The organism is Micromonospora sp. ZG13, from assembly GCF_059359355.1.
This window is the reverse complement of the sequence record NZ_JCADBQ010000018.1, coordinates 32,983-47,907: the sequence shown is the minus strand read 5'-3', so window position 1 is coordinate 47,907 and position 14,925 is coordinate 32,983. Positions and strand designations below refer to the sequence as shown.

13 protein-coding genes are annotated in these 14,925 nt (G+C 75.6%); 4 read left to right on the top strand and 9 right to left on the bottom strand.

The window, feature by feature from the left end:
• Positions 1-67: 67 nt before the first annotated feature.
• The 3 genes from AC5L34_RS26045 to AC5L34_RS26035 all read right to left on the bottom strand — a co-directional run bounded on the left by AC5L34_RS26045 (position 68) and on the right by AC5L34_RS26035 (position 4,418).
• The gene (locus AC5L34_RS26045) at positions 68-2,854 is read right to left on the bottom strand and encodes a helix-turn-helix transcriptional regulator (protein WP_494827384.1); all 2,787 of its coding nucleotides are present in this window, start codon (positions 2,852-2,854) and stop codon (positions 68-70) included.
• 87 nt (positions 2,855-2,941) lie between these two features.
• Complete coding sequence (locus tag AC5L34_RS26040) at positions 2,942-3,553, bottom strand: TetR/AcrR family transcriptional regulator (protein ID WP_441177743.1); 612 nt, start codon at positions 3,551-3,553, stop codon at positions 2,942-2,944.
• Between the two features lie 97 nt (positions 3,554-3,650).
• Complete coding sequence (locus tag AC5L34_RS26035) at positions 3,651-4,418, bottom strand: SDR family oxidoreductase (protein ID WP_494827382.1); 768 nt, start codon at positions 4,416-4,418, stop codon at positions 3,651-3,653.
• A gap of 133 nt (positions 4,419-4,551) precedes the next feature.
• Here AC5L34_RS26035 and AC5L34_RS26030 point away from each other — a divergent pair, with 133 nt between their 5' ends.
• On the top strand, positions 4,552-5,772 hold the full coding sequence (locus AC5L34_RS26030; protein ID WP_441177741.1) for an acetyl-CoA C-acetyltransferase: 1,221 nt from the start codon (positions 4,552-4,554) through the stop codon (positions 5,770-5,772).
• Positions 5,773-5,869: 97 nt separating this feature from the next.
• Here the strand turns inward: AC5L34_RS26030 and AC5L34_RS26025 are convergent, their stop codons facing one another.
• The 6 genes from AC5L34_RS26025 to AC5L34_RS26000 form a co-directional block, all read right to left on the bottom strand.
• Complete coding sequence (locus AC5L34_RS26025) at positions 5,870-7,150, bottom strand: ABC transporter substrate-binding protein (protein WP_441177740.1); 1,281 nt, start codon at positions 7,148-7,150, stop codon at positions 5,870-5,872.
• 86 nt (positions 7,151-7,236) lie between these two features.
• A complete protein-coding gene (locus AC5L34_RS26020) occupies positions 7,237-8,352 on the bottom strand; it encodes a branched-chain amino acid ABC transporter permease (protein ID WP_441177739.1) in 1,116 nt (371 codons plus the stop codon).
• Positions 8,349-9,227, bottom strand: a complete 879-nt coding sequence (locus AC5L34_RS26015; protein ID WP_494827379.1) for a branched-chain amino acid ABC transporter permease — start codon at positions 9,225-9,227, stop codon at positions 8,349-8,351. Before AC5L34_RS26015 ends, AC5L34_RS26020 begins: the two co-directional genes overlap by 4 nt.
• A 27-nt stretch (positions 9,228-9,254) precedes the next feature.
• Positions 9,255-9,977, bottom strand: a complete 723-nt coding sequence (locus tag AC5L34_RS26010) for an ABC transporter ATP-binding protein (RefSeq protein ID WP_441177737.1) — start codon at positions 9,975-9,977, stop codon at positions 9,255-9,257.
• Positions 9,974-10,759, bottom strand: a complete 786-nt coding sequence (locus AC5L34_RS26005) for an ABC transporter ATP-binding protein (protein WP_441177736.1) — start codon at positions 10,757-10,759, stop codon at positions 9,974-9,976. The genes AC5L34_RS26010 and AC5L34_RS26005 overlap by 4 nt, the downstream gene beginning before the upstream one ends.
• A 197-nt stretch (positions 10,760-10,956) precedes the next feature.
• Positions 10,957-11,856, bottom strand: coding sequence for an alpha/beta hydrolase family protein (locus tag AC5L34_RS26000; protein WP_441177735.1), 900 nt, complete (start codon positions 11,854-11,856; stop codon positions 10,957-10,959).
• Positions 11,857-12,419: 563 nt separating this feature from the next.
• On the opposite strand from AC5L34_RS26000, the gene AC5L34_RS25995 reads away from it, so the two are divergent.
• The 3 genes from AC5L34_RS25995 to AC5L34_RS25985 all read left to right on the top strand — a co-directional run bounded on the left by AC5L34_RS25995 (position 12,420) and on the right by AC5L34_RS25985 (position 14,924).
• Positions 12,420-12,893: an aromatic ring-opening dioxygenase LigA gene (locus tag AC5L34_RS25995; protein WP_494827376.1), complete on the top strand. Its 474-nt coding sequence runs from the start codon at positions 12,420-12,422 to the stop codon at positions 12,891-12,893.
• 147 nt (positions 12,894-13,040) lie between these two features.
• Positions 13,041-13,832: a shikimate dehydrogenase family protein gene (locus tag AC5L34_RS25990; RefSeq protein ID WP_441177733.1), complete on the top strand. Its 792-nt coding sequence runs from the start codon at positions 13,041-13,043 to the stop codon at positions 13,830-13,832.
• Positions 13,833-14,051: 219 nt separating this feature from the next.
• Positions 14,052-14,924, top strand: a complete 873-nt coding sequence (locus AC5L34_RS25985) for an STM4015 family protein (RefSeq protein WP_494827373.1) — start codon at positions 14,052-14,054, stop codon at positions 14,922-14,924.
• Position 14,925 lies beyond the last annotated feature (1 nt).

The window sequence follows — 14,925 nt, the reverse complement described above, 5'->3', positions numbered from 1 at the left end:
TCGGCGGTCACCGCCACTTCGCGGCGTGGGCACCGCAACCGCATGATCGACGCGTGCGGGCCCCTGGTCAGGACAGGGCGCGGGCCAGTTCGGTGCGGGAGCGGATGTTGAGGCGGTGGAAGATGTTGCGCAGGTGGTGGTCGACGGTGCGGGTGGACAGGAACATCCGGGCGGCGATCTCCCGGTTGGTGGCGCCCTCGGCGACCAGTTGCGCGATCCGGAGCTGCTGACCGGTCAACAGTCGGGCCGCCGACTCCTCCGGGGGGCCGACCGACTCCCCCGCCGCCCGCAGCTCCGTGGTGGCCTGCTCCGCCCAGCTGGCCGCCCCGAGCAGCGTGAACGCCTCCCGCGCGGCGTGCAGGTGCTCACGGGCCGCACGCGGTCGGCGGCTGCGGCGCAGTTCCCGGCCGAGGAGCAGCTCGGTGCGGGCCCGCTCGAACGCGTCGGCGTCCGTCGGGTGCAGCCGCAGGGCGGTGCGGAACTCGCGTTCCGCCTCGGCGCTGCCCCGGGGCGCGAGCAGCCCGTGGCAGCGCGCGGAGAGGGCCCGGCGCGACGGGCTCGCCGTACTGCTGGCCCACCGGTCGAAGACGGCGAGGGCGGCGCCGGCGACCGGTCGGTCCGCGACGGCGGCGGCCGCCTCCACGAGGTACGGGGTGGCCATCACCAGGACCAGCACCTGCCCCCGGCCCGTACCCGGACAGGCCAGCCCGGCCAGTCGCGCCGCGGCGGCGGCCGGCCTGTTGTCGACCAGGTCGAGCACGGCCAGCGCCCACTGCGCGAGGGCGCGCGGCCGGCTGTGCGCGCCCGCGTCCTCGCCGATCTCCCGGATCCGGCACAGGGCGGTGTCGCGATCGGCCCGCACGGCTGCCAGCACCGCCAGCATCCCCAGGTGTACGCCGGCCCAGTTCTCCTGGCCGGTGTCCCGGGCGATGCGCAGCCCCTCCCGGGAGCTGTCCGTCGCGGCGTCGTGCCGGCCCAGCCAGTACTCCGCGGCCGCCCGCAGCTCCAGCGCGCGCGGCAGTGCGGACACCTCGCCCCGCTCGCGGGCCACCTCGACGGCGCGCTCGGCGAGCCGGTGCGCCGCGCCGTCCACGGCCACCAGCAGCCCGGCCGCCGCCGCGCAGGTCAGGGCTGCGGGGGTCGACGCCGCCCCGGTCAGCTGTCCACCGAGGACGACCGCCCGGCGCAGAGCCGGGCCGGCCTGCTCGTGGTCGCCGCGCAGCGTCGCCGCCGTCCCGGCGACGTAGGCGCTCAGCAGCTCGGTCGCGGGCGGGTCGTCGGGGCGGCGCAACAGCTCCGCCCGCCGCGCGACCTCGGCGTAGCGGTACTGGTCGCCGGCGAAGCAGACGGCCTCGCCCGCCCGCACCAACGCCCCGAGGGCCAGTGCGCGATCGCCGTCCGCGCCCCCCGTGCCGGTGCACGCGCGATCGGCGGCGGCCAGGGTGTCGGCGGCGGACAGCAGCGTGGTGAGCGCGAGCCCGGGTCGGCCGGTGCGCAGTTCCAGTTCCCCGCGCAGCAGGTCGGCCCGGCCCGCCACGGCGGCCTCCTCGGCCCGGCCCGCGACGGCGACTTCCGTGGCCGGGGGCAGTTCGCCCAGCAGCAGTCGGGCCCGGTGCACCCGACCGGCCGACCAGGCGTACCGGGCGGCGGCCACCAGCCGGGCGGCGGCGCGTACCGGATCGTCGCTGAGTTCGGCGGCCCGGTGCAGCGCCGCGGCGGCCGCCGCTCCCCCGCGTGCGTACTCGGCCGCCGCCTGTTCCAGCTCGGCGGCCAGGGCCGGGTCGGGACCCGGGGCCGCGGCGGCGAGGTGTCCCGCCCGGCGCAGCCGGTGCCGCGTCCCGTCCAGCACGCCGGCGAGCAGCAGGTGCGCCGCGCGCCGCTCGGCCAGCGGCGCGGCGGCCCGGACCACGGTGCGGACGAGGGGCTGCGGAAAGGTGACCCGTCGCGGCTCGACGCGGACCAGGCCCGCGAGTTCGGCCGGGGCGAGCGCCTCGACCGCCGTCCCGGCGGCCCGGGCCGCCCGGACCAGGGTGGTCGGCTCCCCGTCCTCGTCGAGCGCGGCGAGCAGCAGGACGCGGCGGGTGTCGGCGGGCAGCCGGTCCAGGCGGGCCCGGTAGGCGCGGCCCAGCCTGCCGTCGGGCGGGGGCGTCTCGGGCACGGGCTCCTCCCCACGGCACTGCCCGGGGGTGAGCACCCCGGCCAGGTCGAGAAGGGCCTGCGGGTTGCCGCCGGCCGCCGCACCGAGCGCGGCGGCCACGGGTGGCGCGGGTGGGCGGCCGCCCAGCCGGTCGGTGAGCAGGGCGACGCTGTCCCGGTCGTCGAGCGGGCGCAGCCGGTGGCGGGCCATCCCGCCGAGCGGCACGTCCGCGGCGGTGGTGAGCAGGACGGCCACCCGCGAGCGGTGCAGGCGGCGGGCGACGAACGCCAGCACCTCCGCCGTGGGCTGGTCGCCCCGGTCCACGTCGTCCATCGTGCACAGCAGGGGGGTCTCCCGCGCGGCGGCGGCCAGCAGGCCGAGCACGGCCAGGGAGAGCGCCAGGCGGCGGTGAGCGGGGCAGCCCGCGCCGGCCACCGCCCGCAGCAGCACCCGCCGCTGATGCTCCGGCAGCGCCGGGGCGCGGTCGAGCACCGGGTCCAGCAGCCGTTGCAGTCCGGCGTACGGCAGGTCGGCCTCCTCGGGGAGCCCCGTGCCGGCCAGGACGGCGCAGCCCTCGGCGTGCCGGTGCGCGTAGTCGACGAGCGCGCTCCGGCCGGATCCCGGCTCGCCCTGGAGCAGCAGCGCTCCCCCGCCGGTGGGCAGGTCGCCCAGCAGCCGCCGGATGGCGGCGCGCTCCTCGGTCCGGCCACGCAACACGGTTAATTGCACTGACGATGCAGTAACCATGCATCGAGTGTTACCTATCGGTAGCCGGATGGAAAGCCCGACCACCCCGCTCGCGCGTCAGTGCGCGCCGATGTCGGCCAGCAGCGCGGCGACCGTGCGGGCCATCACCGCGCGGGCCTGGTCCACGCCCAGCCCCAGCCCGTCGCGCAGCATCGACCAGGCGGGCCACATGCTGGCGGCCACCAGCGCGTGGACCACCTGCGCCCGGTGCGGCCCGGCCTGCTCCAGCTCGGCGGCGAAGAGGTGCTCGACCTCTTCGCGGACCCGCTCGATGTGCTTGAGGCGGTTGCGACGCAGCTGCCCCGAGACCGGCTCGCGCATCTGGGCGGCACGGGCCGACGGCGCGATGAGCTGGAGCAGCCGGGCCCGCTGCCGGCAGTACGCGTCGACCCGCCGGGCCAGCGGCAGCGCCGGCGAGATCGGCCGGTAGGCGGCGTCCTGCTGCCGGAGCAGCTCCGCGCCACTGGCCTCGAAGAGCGTCTCCATGTCCTTGAAGTTGGTCCAGAGCGTCCGCAGCGAGATGCCGGCCCGCTCGGCGATGCGCTCGCCGGTCGGCCTCAGGTCGCCCTCGGAGATGAGTGCCAGGTGCGCCTCGACGATCGCCGCCCGGGTGCGTTCGGCCCGGGCGGTCCGGCCGTCGACCCGGACCGGCGCCTCGGCACCGCCCATCGTCGCCCGCCTCCTCGTCGCCGTCACGTCGCCCGCACCGCCGCGCCGAGTCTAGCCACGGGCGACGCGCCGGCCGCCCGGCCCCGGCCCGGCGCGGTCATCCGGCGGGCCGGCCGGCCAGGCTGACCCCGCCGTCGAGGACGAGGGTCTGCCCGGTGATCCACGCCGCGTCGTCGGAGGCGAGGAACGCGACCGCGCCGGCCACGTCGCGGGGCAGCCCGAGGCGCCCCAGCGGGTACGCCCCGGCGACCTCCTCCTCCCGGCCCTCGTGCAGCGCCGCCGCGAAGCGGGTCTTCACCACGGCGGGCGCGACCGCGTTGACGCGGACCTTCGGGGCGAGCTCGACGGCCAGGCACGCGGTGAGGTGGTCGACGGCGGCCTTGCTCACCCCGTAGAAGGCGATGCCGGGCGACGGGACGCGTCCGGCGATCGAGGAGACGTTGACGACGCAACCGCCGCGCTCGCCCATCCCTGCGGCGACCTGCTGCACCCAGCCGAGCGTGCCGACCAGGTTGACGTCGAGGATCTTGCGGGCCGCCGTCAGGTCCAGATCGACCAGCGGCCCGTACGCCGGGTTGATCCCGACGTTGTTGACCAGCACGTCGATCGGCCCGAACGTTTCGGCCACGGCGTCGACCGCCGCCCGGCGGTGCCCGGGATCGTCGGCCCGGCCGGGTACGGCCACGGCGCGGGCGGGCCCACCGAGCGCCGCGACCGCCTCGGCCAGGGCCTGCGGGTGTCGCGCGGTCAACCCCACGCGGGCGCCCTCCGCCACGAGCCTGCGGGCGACGGCCAGGCCGATGCCGCGACTGGCGCCCGTGACGAGGGCGACCCGGCCAGCGAGCCGCCCCGAATCTGCATTCACGATGCAGATAGTAGGAGGGCAGCCGACCGGCGTCAACGACGGAACGTCGATGGACGCGTCACATTCCATTGACAGCCTCCACTCCTAACCGCACTGTCGATGCAGATAGTTGGACCCCGGAGAGGACGCCGTCATGCCCGAAGCCGTCATCGTCGCCGCCGCCCGGTCGCCCATCGGGCGCGCGCACAAGGGCTCCCTGCGCGACCTGCGCGCCGACGACCTGGCCGCCACCGTCGTGCGCGCCGCCCTCGACCAGGTGCCGGCGCTCGATCCGCGCGAGATCGACGACCTGATGCTCGGCTGCGGACAGCCGGCGGGCGAGCAGGGCCACAACCTCGCCCGGGTCGTCGGCACCCTGCTCGGGCTGGACCACCTGCCCGGCACGACCGTCAACCGCTACTGCTCGTCGTCGTTGCAGACCACCCGGATGGCCCTGCACGCCATCCGCGCGGGCGAGGGTCACGCCTTCCTCTCCGTCGGCGTCGAGTGCGTCTCCCGCTACGACCGGGGCCGCGCCGACGGGCACCCCGGCACCACCAACCCCGCCTTCGCGCCGGCCCTGGCGCGAACGGCGGGCCGGGCGGCCGGCGAGCTGTCGGGCTGGCACGACCCGCGCGAGGACGGCGAGCTGCCGGACGTCTACGTCGCGATGGGGCAGACCGCCGAGAACGTGGCCCACCTGCGCGGGGTGTCCCGGCTGAGCCAGGACGAGTTCGCCGTACGGTCGCAGCTGCTGGCCGAGAAGGCGATCGCCGACGGCTTCTGGGCCCGCGAGATCACCCCGGTCACGGTGCCCGGCGGGGCGGTGGTGGCCGCCGACGACGGGCCGCGCGCCGGGGTGACCCTGGAGGCGGTGGCGGCGCTGCCGCCGGTGTTCCGGCCCGACGGCACGGTCACCGCCGGCAACTGCTGCCCGCTCAACGACGGCGCCGCCGCGCTCGTCGTGATGTCCGACGTACGGGCGCGGGAGCTGGGCGTCGCCCCGCTGGCCCGGATCGTCTCCACCGGCCTGAGCGCCCTCTCCCCCGAGATCATGGGGCTCGGGCCGGTGGAGGCGTCCCGGCAGGCGCTGCGGCGCGCCGGCATGTCCGTCGGGGACGTCGACCTCGTCGAGATCAACGAGGCGTTCGCCGCGCAGGTGCTGCCCAGCGCCCGGGAGCTGGGCGTCGACTGGGACCGGCTCAACGTCAACGGGGGCGCGATCGCGGTGGGCCACCCGTTCGGCATGACCGGCGCCCGGATCACCACCACACTGATCAACTCACTGCGCTGGCACGACCGGGAGATCGGGCTGGAGACCATGTGCGTCGGCGGCGGCCAGGGCATGGCGATGGTGATCGAGCGGATGAGCTGACCCCGACCGGGCGTGGCGGGCCGGGAAGCCGACGCGCCACGCCACGGTCACCGGGCTCACCGCTGCGGGCCTGGCAGAACCGCCCGGTGCGACCGGTTCAGGAGGCCGTCGGCACCCCGTTGGCCGGCGGCGCCACCGGCGCGGCGGTGTGCTCGCGTACCGGCCCGTCGCCCTCGTCCGTCTCGTACGTGGGCCCGAAGTAGGCCTGCGTCCCGCCGCTCACCCGGGTCAGCCGCTGCCCGCCGTAGCCGGAGTGGTCGGTGTCGGAGTAGCGCAGCGGGGCCAGCCCCGGCCCCTGGTAGCCGCCCTTGGCGACGGCCTCGGTGACCGCCTCGCGGGTGAGGTCCTTGCCGGCGGCGAGGAGCACCTGCACGAAGAGGTAGCCGACCGCCATGCCGTAGACGGTGTTGCCGTCGAACGGCGCGTCGCCGTTGTACTCCTTGTTCACCTTGGTGAAGAGCTGGATCCACGGGTCGGCGGCGTCGTTCTGCATCGGCAGGTAGTTGGCGCCGATCATGCCCTCCAGCAGCCCGGCGTTGGCGCCGAGCTGCTTGGCCAGCGTCGGGTGGTCGGCCCCGACGTTGGAGACCAGCCACTGCGGCTGGAACTTGAGCCGGGCGGCGGTGCCGACGGCCAGGGCGGTGAACCCGGGCACGGTGGCGAGGACGACGACCTGGCAGCCGGCCGCCTTGAACGCGCCGATCTGGGGCGCCACGTTGGTGTTGCTGGTGACGTACGTCTGCTTCGCCACCACGGCGCCGGCGCCGAGCACCTTCTCCACGCCGACCAGACTGTCCCGGCCGAAGTCGTCGTCCTGGCCGAGGAAGCAGACCTTCCGCCCCGGCAGGCTGGTCTTCACGTGGTGGGCCAGGATCTTGCCCTCCACGGTGTAGTCGGGGTTGAAGCCGAACGTACCCGGATAACGGTCGGGCTGGTCCCAGCTGCGGCTGCCGGAGGCGACGAAGAGGTCGGGCACCCGGTTGCTCTTGAGGAAGTCGAGCACGCCGGTGTGGGTCGGGGTGCCGAGACCGTTCAGGATCGCGAAGACCTTGTCCTGCAGGACGAGCTGGCGGACCACCTGCTGCGTGTTCGCCGGGTTGTAGCCGTCGTCCATGATCTTGTACGTGATCTTGCGGCCGTGCACGCCGCCGTTGGCGTTGACGTGGTCGAAGTACGCCTTCGTGGCCGGGGCGATCTTGGAGTAGCCGGCGGAGGCGGGACCGGTGAGCGGCATGTGCGTGCCGACCACGATCTCGGTGTCCGTGACGCCGGGGACCGTGCCCCCGCCGCCACCGTCGTCCCCGCTGCAGGCGGCGGAGGCGACGAGCAGGGTGATGGCGGTGGCGAGCGCGAATCCGCGCCGTGCCGTTCGTGTCATGTCAGACACCGACCTTTCCTCGGTCCGGTTGGTGGTGGGGTGGGTGTGGGCGGGACGGGTGCGGACTCCCGGCGGGCCGGGACGACTCAGGGCCGCCGCCGGCCCGGCCGGCGCGCGGAGGCGGCCCGGGCCAGCCGGGACAGCAGGCCCTGCACGCCGCCCGGAGCGGCGATCATGACGACCACGAGGGTGAGCCCGAAGATCGCCAGCGGCAGGTTGCCCTCGACCCGCTGCGCGAGCGCCGGCGACAGGGTGAGCTGCTCGGTGAGGGTGTGCGTCAGGTCGGGCAGGACGACCAGCAGGACGGCGCCCCACGCCGCGCCGGCGAGGCTGCCCAGCCCGCCGATGACGACCGCCATCAGCAGGAACAGCGACAGCGTCAGCGAGAACGCCCCGGGCGACACGCTCTGCGCCAGGACCGCGAGCAGGGCGCCGCCGAGCCCGGCGCCGGCCGCGCTGACCACGAAGGCGAGCACCTGGGTGCGGGCGACGTGGATGCCGGCGAGGCGCGCGGCGACCTCGTCGTCGCGCACCGCCCGGAAGGTGCGGCCGTACCGGCTGCGGACGAGGTTGGCCAGCAGCAGCAGGGCCAGCAGGGTGGCCGCCGCGGTGACCCAGAGCTGCCAGCGCTCGTAGGGGAAGTAGACGCCGAGGGCCGCCGGCGGGGGCTCGACCGGCACCGCCAGCCCCTGCTCGCCGTTGAACACGCCGTCGAAGGTGACGGCCAGCGCCGGCACCACGACCGCGACGGCCAGGGTGACCCCGGCCAGGTAGGGCCCGCGCAACCGGGCGGCGGCCAACCCGACCACGGCGCCCACCGCGAGGGCGGCCAGGACGGCCGCGCCCAGCGAGACCGGGAGCAGCCAGCCGCCGGTCATCCCGGCGTCGGCGAACGCGTTCTGGCACAGGGCCACGGCGTACGCGCCGGTGGCCATCAGCGCGCCGTGCCCCAGGGAGAGCTGCCCGTTGAGCCCGGTGAGGACGGTCAGCCCGGCGGTGGCGCACAGGTAGGCCGCCACGGTGGCGAGCTGGAAGTTGCGGAACGGCTCCAGCCCGTAGCTGGCGGCCACCAGCAGCAGCGCGGCGACGGCCGCGAGGCCGAGGTGGCGCAGCAGGGTCGAGCCGCGGCGGGCCCCGGCCGGACCGGCGCCGTCGACCCGCGCCCGCGTGCCCGGCGGGGTCGCCGCCCGGGTGGCGCTCACACCCGCCTCGCCGCGACCGGGGCGAACAGCCCGCCGGGCCGGACCAGCAGCACCGCCAGCAGCAGCACCAGCACCGCGAGCGGGGTGAGGTCGCTGCCGGCGTAGCCGCTGACGTAGGAGAGCAGCAGGCCGACCGCGAGTCCGCCGACCACCGCCCCCGGTGGGCTGTCCAGCCCACCCACCACGGCGGCGGTGAACGCCGAGACGAAGACCAGGTCCATCGCGTGCGGGTGCAGGCCCAGCTCGGTGGGGATGACCAGCATGCCGGCCAGCGCGCCGACCCCGGAGGCCAGCGCCCAGCCGAGGGTGAGCATGCCGCCCACGTTCACCCCGAGCAGGCGGGACACCTCGGGGGCGAACGCCGCCGCGCGCATCCGCAGGCCCACCGCCGTACGGGTGAAGGTCCAGGCGAGCCCCACGACCACCACCGCGACCGCCGCGAAGACGAACAGGTCGTACGGCGACAGGACGGCGACGCCGCCCACGGTCAGCGGGTTGCGGGAGAAGGGCGTGCCGGCGGGCAGGAACTCGCTGCCGTACACCATGCCGAGGACGGCCTGGATCAGCAGCACCAGCCCGAGCGCGACGATCACCGGGTTGAGCGGCGACGCGTGGTCGACGAAGCGCATGACGACCACGTCCACCGCCGCGCCGAGCAGCAGCCCGGCGGCCAGCGCGGCCAGGAACCCCAGCCAGTAGGAGCCGGTCGCGGCGGAGACGCTGTAGGCGACGTACGCGGTCGCGACGGCCATCGCGCCCTGGGCGAAGTTGACGATCCGGGCCGCCCGCCAGATGAGCACCAGCGCCAGGGCGAACGCGGCGAGGACCGCGCCCCTGGACAGTCCGTCGAGGGTGAGGAAGACGAAGCGGTCCAACGGTCCTCCCTTGCGGGGACGAGGGGTTCAGAAACCGAGGTAGGCGTGCCGCAGGTCGGCGTCGTCGCGCAGCCGGCCGGCCGGTGCGGTGGTGACGACGCGGCCCAGGGACATCACCACGCCCTCGTCGGCGATCGAGAGGGCGCTGCGCACGTTCTGCTCGACCAGCAGCACGGTCAGCCCGGTGTCGTCGCGCAGCCGGCGCAGCAGGGCCATGGTCTGGGTGACCACCCGCGGCGCCAGGCCGAGCGACGGCTCGTCGAGCAGCAGCAGGCGGGGCCGGCCGACCAGCGCCCGGCCGAGGGCGAGCATCTGCCGCTCGCCGCCGGAGAGCTGGTGCCCGTGATGTCGTCGCCGTCGGGCCAGCGGCGCGAAGAGCTGGTAGACCTCGTCGAGGGCGCGGGCGGCGTCGGCCCGGTCGCGCCGCCACAGCCCGCCGAGGCGCAGGTTCTCGTCGACCGTCAGCTCGCCGACCACCCCGCGCCCCTCCGGCACGTGGGCCATGCCGCGGCGCACGAGCTGCTCCACCGCGACGCCGCGCAGGTCCTCCCCGGCCAGGACGACCCGGCCGGCGGCCGGGCGCAGCATGCCGGAGAGGGCGCGCAGCAGGGTGGTCTTGCCGGCCCCGTTGGCGCCGACGACCGCCGCGATGGCGCCCTTCGGCACGGTGAGGTCGATGCCGTGCAGCACCGGCGCGCCGCCGTAGCCGGCCGTCAGGCCGCGTACCTCGAGTAGGGCCTCGCCGCTCATGCCGCGGCCTCGTCGACGGCGGCGCCGAGGTAGGCGTCGGCGACCGCCGGGTCGTCGCGTATCTCGTCGGGGGTGCCCGCGGCGATCACCCGGCCGAAGTCGAGCACCACGATCTCGTCGCAGACGGACATCACGAGGTCCATGTGGTGCTCCACCAGCAGCACCGCGCAGGGATCGGCGTCGCGTCGGGGCAGCCCCCGGATCAGCTCCGCCAGCTCGGCGATGTCGTCGGCGCCCAGGCCCCCGGCGGGTTCGTCGAGCAGGAGCAGCCGGGGCCGCGCGGCCAGCGCGCGGGCCAGGGCGACCCGCTGGCGTACGGCGAAGGGCAGCGTGCCCGGCACGGCGTCGGCGTGCCCGGCGATGCCCAGGGTGTCGAGGACGTCGAGGGCGTGCCGGCGCAGCCGGCGCTCGTCGCGGTCGCTGCGGGGCAGGCCCAGCAGGGCGGCGAGGAAACCGGCGCGGGCCGTGTGGGTGGCCCCGGTCATCACGTTCTCCAGCACGGTGAGCCCGGCGAAGAGCCCGGTGCCCTGCAACGTGCGGGCGACGCCGAGGCGGGTCAGCCGGTGCGGGCGCGGGCGCAGCGGCCGGCCGTCGAGGGTCAGGGTCCCGTCGTCCGGCGTGACGAAGCCGCAGACCACGTTGAACAGGGTGGTCTTGCCGGCGCCGTTGGGTCCGATCACGCCGACCACCCGACCCGGCGGCACCCGCAGCGAGACGTCGTCGAGGGCGGTGAGGCCGCCGAAGCGGACCCCGATGTGGTGCAGTGCGAGCCCTTGCTCCATCGCCCGTCCCCCCGGCAGCCGCCAGTATTTACACTGGGAGTGTACGTTTCTGAGGTGGGCCGTCAATACCTTCGATGCCCTGGCCGCGCACGCTCGTCGGTCGCCGCCCCGAACCGGGCGGCGACCGACGGTTTCTGCACCGGCCGGGCAGCCACGCGTCGCGGGGCGACCGCGGCTGGCGGTCGCCCCGGCAGGCGTCAGGCGCTCGGGCAGGTGTTGCGGTACTCCTGGATGGCCGAGCCGCTCGGGCCCGGGCAGAGGAACTGCTCGTAGCGGGTGTCGTCGTCGACGAACCGCTTCAACCAGGCCACCGCCTGGCGGGCGGTGGGCGTGTTGACCGTCTGCGGGAAGAAGTGGCTCGCCCCGTTGAGCTCCAGGTACGCCTTCTCCGACGAGGCCGGGATGCTGTTGTAGAACGGCTCCGAGTGCGACGAGACCGGCGCGACGCTGTCGTTCTCCCCACCGATGATCAGGGTCGGCACCCGGACGTCGGACCAGGTCTTGTCCAGGTTCCACGGCGCCAGCGGCACGGCGGCCTGCAACGACGGCCGGGCGACCGCCGCCTCCAGGCTGCCGCCGCCACCCATCGAGTGGCCGGACACGGCGAGCCGACTGGCGTCGATCCGGCCCCGCACAGAGCTGCGCTGCGTCAGGTAGTCGAGCGCCGCGAGCAGCTGCCGGCCCCGGCTGTCCGGCTGGTCGAGGCGGGTGTTGGTCTCGATGCCGATCACCACGAACCCGTGCGAGGCGATCCGCGGCCCGAGCCAGTCGATGCTGGACCAGGCCGCCGTATAGCCGGGCGAGATGGCGACGGCACCGAAGGTGCCCTCGGCGGTGCTGGTCGGGTAGTAGATGACGCCGCCGCCGAAGCCGGACACGCTGAGCGACGAGACGCTCTGCGACGCGGTGGCGAACGGGCCGCGGCTGGCCTCCAGCAGGGCGACGGTCGGGGCGGGACCGCGCTCGTACGGGTTGGCGGCGGCCTGGGCGGCCGGCGGCGCGGCGAGCGCGCCCACCGCGGCCAGGACGGCGGCCACGGCCAGCCCGGCGAGGCGGGCGGCGGGACGGGGACGGACGGTGGTGGTTGGTGATGACACGTCGGGCACTCCCTACGGGACGGGGCATATCGACATGCATCAGTCTTGGGTGGTGCCGGCGGCGGCGCATCGGCGAAATCACCAGTCCTCGGAACACAAGGTCGTCCACCCGCTGGCCCGGACGCTGCCGGGCGGAGGCGGCGACACCACGACCGACGAGCGCCTCACCGAGGAACGCCAGGAGTTCCGCTGCAGCGCCAGCGCGTACCCGCCGACCGGCTCCGCACGATGGCCGGCGTCGTACGGATGGCGGAGGCCACCGCCCCGACGCGGCCGCACCCGAGCGCCCCGTCCGCGAAGGGCAACCTCGCGCGGCCGAACCGGCGCTGGCGGTCATCGGCCGCGTACGCGACGCGATCCGCGGGCCGTCGGCCAGCGGCTGAGCGTCCGTCCACACCGGCACCCCGCGCCCGCCCGGCCGACTCCCGCCGGGTGGGCGCGGCGCGTCTGCCGTCGGTGCACGGATGCGAATTTTCCGTAAGTTGCCGATACTGTGGCCCACTTCCGCGGGAGACAGGTCCGCGTCCGGGGCGCCTGCCCAGGGACGCGGGAGAGGAGACACCATGAGCGACACCGCTGCGAAGTCCCGAGCGGTCGGCTCCACCGTCCGGCTGCTGTCCGTCCTGGTCATCGTCGCCGGCCTGATCATGCTGATCGGAGGGGCCGCCACCTGGTTCACCGTGCAGAGCCAACTCGCCGACGAACGCATCACCGTCTCCGCCGACGCGGACTGGTTCGCCGGCGAGAAGATCGACGGCCCGCTGACCGCGTACGCGGAGGCCGAGGTCATCGAGAAGCACTCGCTGGAGGCCAGTGGCGGCAAGACATACGCCGAACTCGGCCGGGAGGACCCCACCCGGCAGACCGTCATGAACGGCTCGTTCCTGCGCGCCTCCCTGTTCACCTCGGTCGTCTCCTTCGGGGTCGCCGCCCTGGCGATGGGCCTCGGGGTGGTGCTCGCCCTGATCGGGTACTCCCTGCTCACCCTGTCCCGCCGGCTCGACGCCCTCCCCGCGCCGGCCTCCACCACCTCCTGATCCGTGCCGGCGGCCCGGCCACGCCCGTACCGCGTGGCCGGGCCGCCGCCTGGCCGGGCCGCGTCGGGGCGGGTGCGGCCGTCGGTTAGGGTCGGCACCGCCCCCTCCGGCCGCGCCGGACGACCCCTGCCCCGCGGAGACGCCCTGATGACCGAGATAGGCGGCGCCACGAGGGTGTACGCGCTGCTCGGCGACCCGATCGCCCAGGTACGCGCCCCCGGGCTGCTCAACCCGGTGCTGGCCCGGCGCGGCACCGACGCGGTGCTCGTCCCGGTCCACGCGGCGCCGGCCGACCTCACCCAGGTGGTGCGGGGGTTGCAACGGGTGGCCAACCTGGACGGGATGCTGGTCACCGTGCCGCACAAGGCCGCCGCGCTCGACCTCGCCGACCGCGCCAGCGACCGCGCCCGCCTCGCGGGCAGCGCCAACGCGCTGCGGCGCGAACCCGACGGGACGTGGACCGCCGACACCTTCGACGGCGACGGGTTCGTCCGCGGGCTGGCCGGGGCCGGGCACCCTCCCCGGGGCCGCCGGGCGTGCGTGGTGGGCGCGGGCGGGGCAGGCAGCGCCATCGCGGTGGCCCTGCTCGACGCCGGCGTGGCCCACCTGTACCTCAGCGACACCGACCCGGACCGGCTGGAGACGCTGCGGCGGCGGCTGTCCGCCGCGTACCCCGGCCGGGTCGGCGCGACGGCGCGACCGCGACTGGCCGACGCCGACCTCGCGGTCAACGCCACGCCCCTGGGGCTGTGCCCCGACGACCCGCCGCCGTTCGCGGTGGCCGACCTGCCGGCGCACGCGGTGGTCGCCGACATCATCATGACGCCGGCCGAGACGCTCCTGCTGGCCGAGGCGCGCGCCCGGGGGCTGCGGGCGCATCCGGGCGAGCCGATGCTCGCCCACCAGATCGACGCCTACCTGGACTTCTTCGGGCTGTGACCGACCGCCGGTCCGCGCCGGGAACCCGGGCGACTCCCGGCGACCGCCGTCCGGTCCCGGCCGGCGTCCGCGTCACCCGCCGGCCGGCTCACTGATCATCCTGTCGGCCGGACCTGTTACCGTCGCGCCGCCGCTGCACCAGTCGGACCGGAGGTAGGCGTGATCAGCTCCCACGTGTCGTCGTTCGTCGGATTACCGGTAGTGCCCTTCACACCGGGGATGAGCCTTCCCGACGATCCCTCGGCGGTCGCCTGGCGGTTGGAGGTCGAGGAGCACGACGCGGAGCCCGAGGAGTTCGCCGGTCTCGTGCGGGCGCTGCGGGAGCAGGTGCCGCCCGACGCCGTACGCGCCCTGGTGATCGGCGAGTGGGGCGAGGCCTACGAGCGGCCACTGCCGGTCGAGACGCTGGTCGAGGCCGCCGGGGAGTGGACCGGGCTGCGGGCGGTCTTCCTCGCCGACCTGACCTACGAGCAGTGCGAGATCTCCTGGCTCACCCACGGCGACATCACCCCGCTGCTCGCGGCGTACCCGTCGCTGGGGGTGCTCTGGGTGCGCGGGGCGCAGGGCCTGCGGCTGGAGCCGGTCCGCCACACCGGGCTGCGGGAGCTGCGCTTCGAGTCCGGCGGGCTGCCGGCCGGGGTGGTCCGTGCCGTCGGCGCGTGTGAGCTGCCGGCCCTGCACCGGCTGGACCTGTGGCTCGGCAGGAGGGACTACGGCGGCGACGCGGGCGTCGAGGACCTGGCCGGCGTGCTCTCCGGAGCCGGCCTGCCCGCCCTGCGCTACCTCGCGGCCTGCAACGCCGAGATCGCCGACGCGGTCGCGGCGGCGGTCGCCGCCGCGCCGGTCGTGCCCCGGCTGGAGGCGCTCGACCTGTCGAGGGGCACGTTGACCGACGAGGGCGCGAAGGCGCTGCTTGCCGGCCAGCCGCTGACCCACCTGACGCGGCTCGACCTGCACCACCACTACCTGTCGGAGGAGATGGCCGCGTCGGTGGCCGCCGCGCTGCCGGGCGTGCAGGTCGACCTGTCCGACGCGCAGACCGCCGAGGAGTACGACGGCACCCCCTACCGCTACACCGCCGTCGGGGAGTGAT

Coding starts and splice junctions, on each gene's coding strand:
- AC5L34_RS26010 (WP_441177737.1), bottom strand. CDS start 9,977: ATGAGCGGCGAGGCCCTACTCGAGGTACGCGGCCTGACGGCCGGCTAC.
- AC5L34_RS25990 (WP_441177733.1), top strand. CDS start 13,041: ATGACCGAGATAGGCGGCGCCACGAGGGTGTACGCGCTGCTCGGCGAC.
- AC5L34_RS26030 (WP_441177741.1), top strand. CDS start 4,552: ATGCCCGAAGCCGTCATCGTCGCCGCCGCCCGGTCGCCCATCGGGCGC.
- AC5L34_RS25985 (WP_494827373.1), top strand. CDS start 14,052: ATGAGCCTTCCCGACGATCCCTCGGCGGTCGCCTGGCGGTTGGAGGTC.
- AC5L34_RS26005 (WP_441177736.1), bottom strand. CDS start 10,759: ATGGAGCAAGGGCTCGCACTGCACCACATCGGGGTCCGCTTCGGCGGC.
- AC5L34_RS26025 (WP_441177740.1), bottom strand. CDS start 7,150: ATGACACGAACGGCACGGCGCGGATTCGCGCTCGCCACCGCCATCACC.
- AC5L34_RS26040 (WP_441177743.1), bottom strand. CDS start 3,553: ATGGGCGGTGCCGAGGCGCCGGTCCGGGTCGACGGCCGGACCGCCCGG.
- AC5L34_RS25995 (WP_494827376.1), top strand. CDS start 12,420: ATGAGCGACACCGCTGCGAAGTCCCGAGCGGTCGGCTCCACCGTCCGG.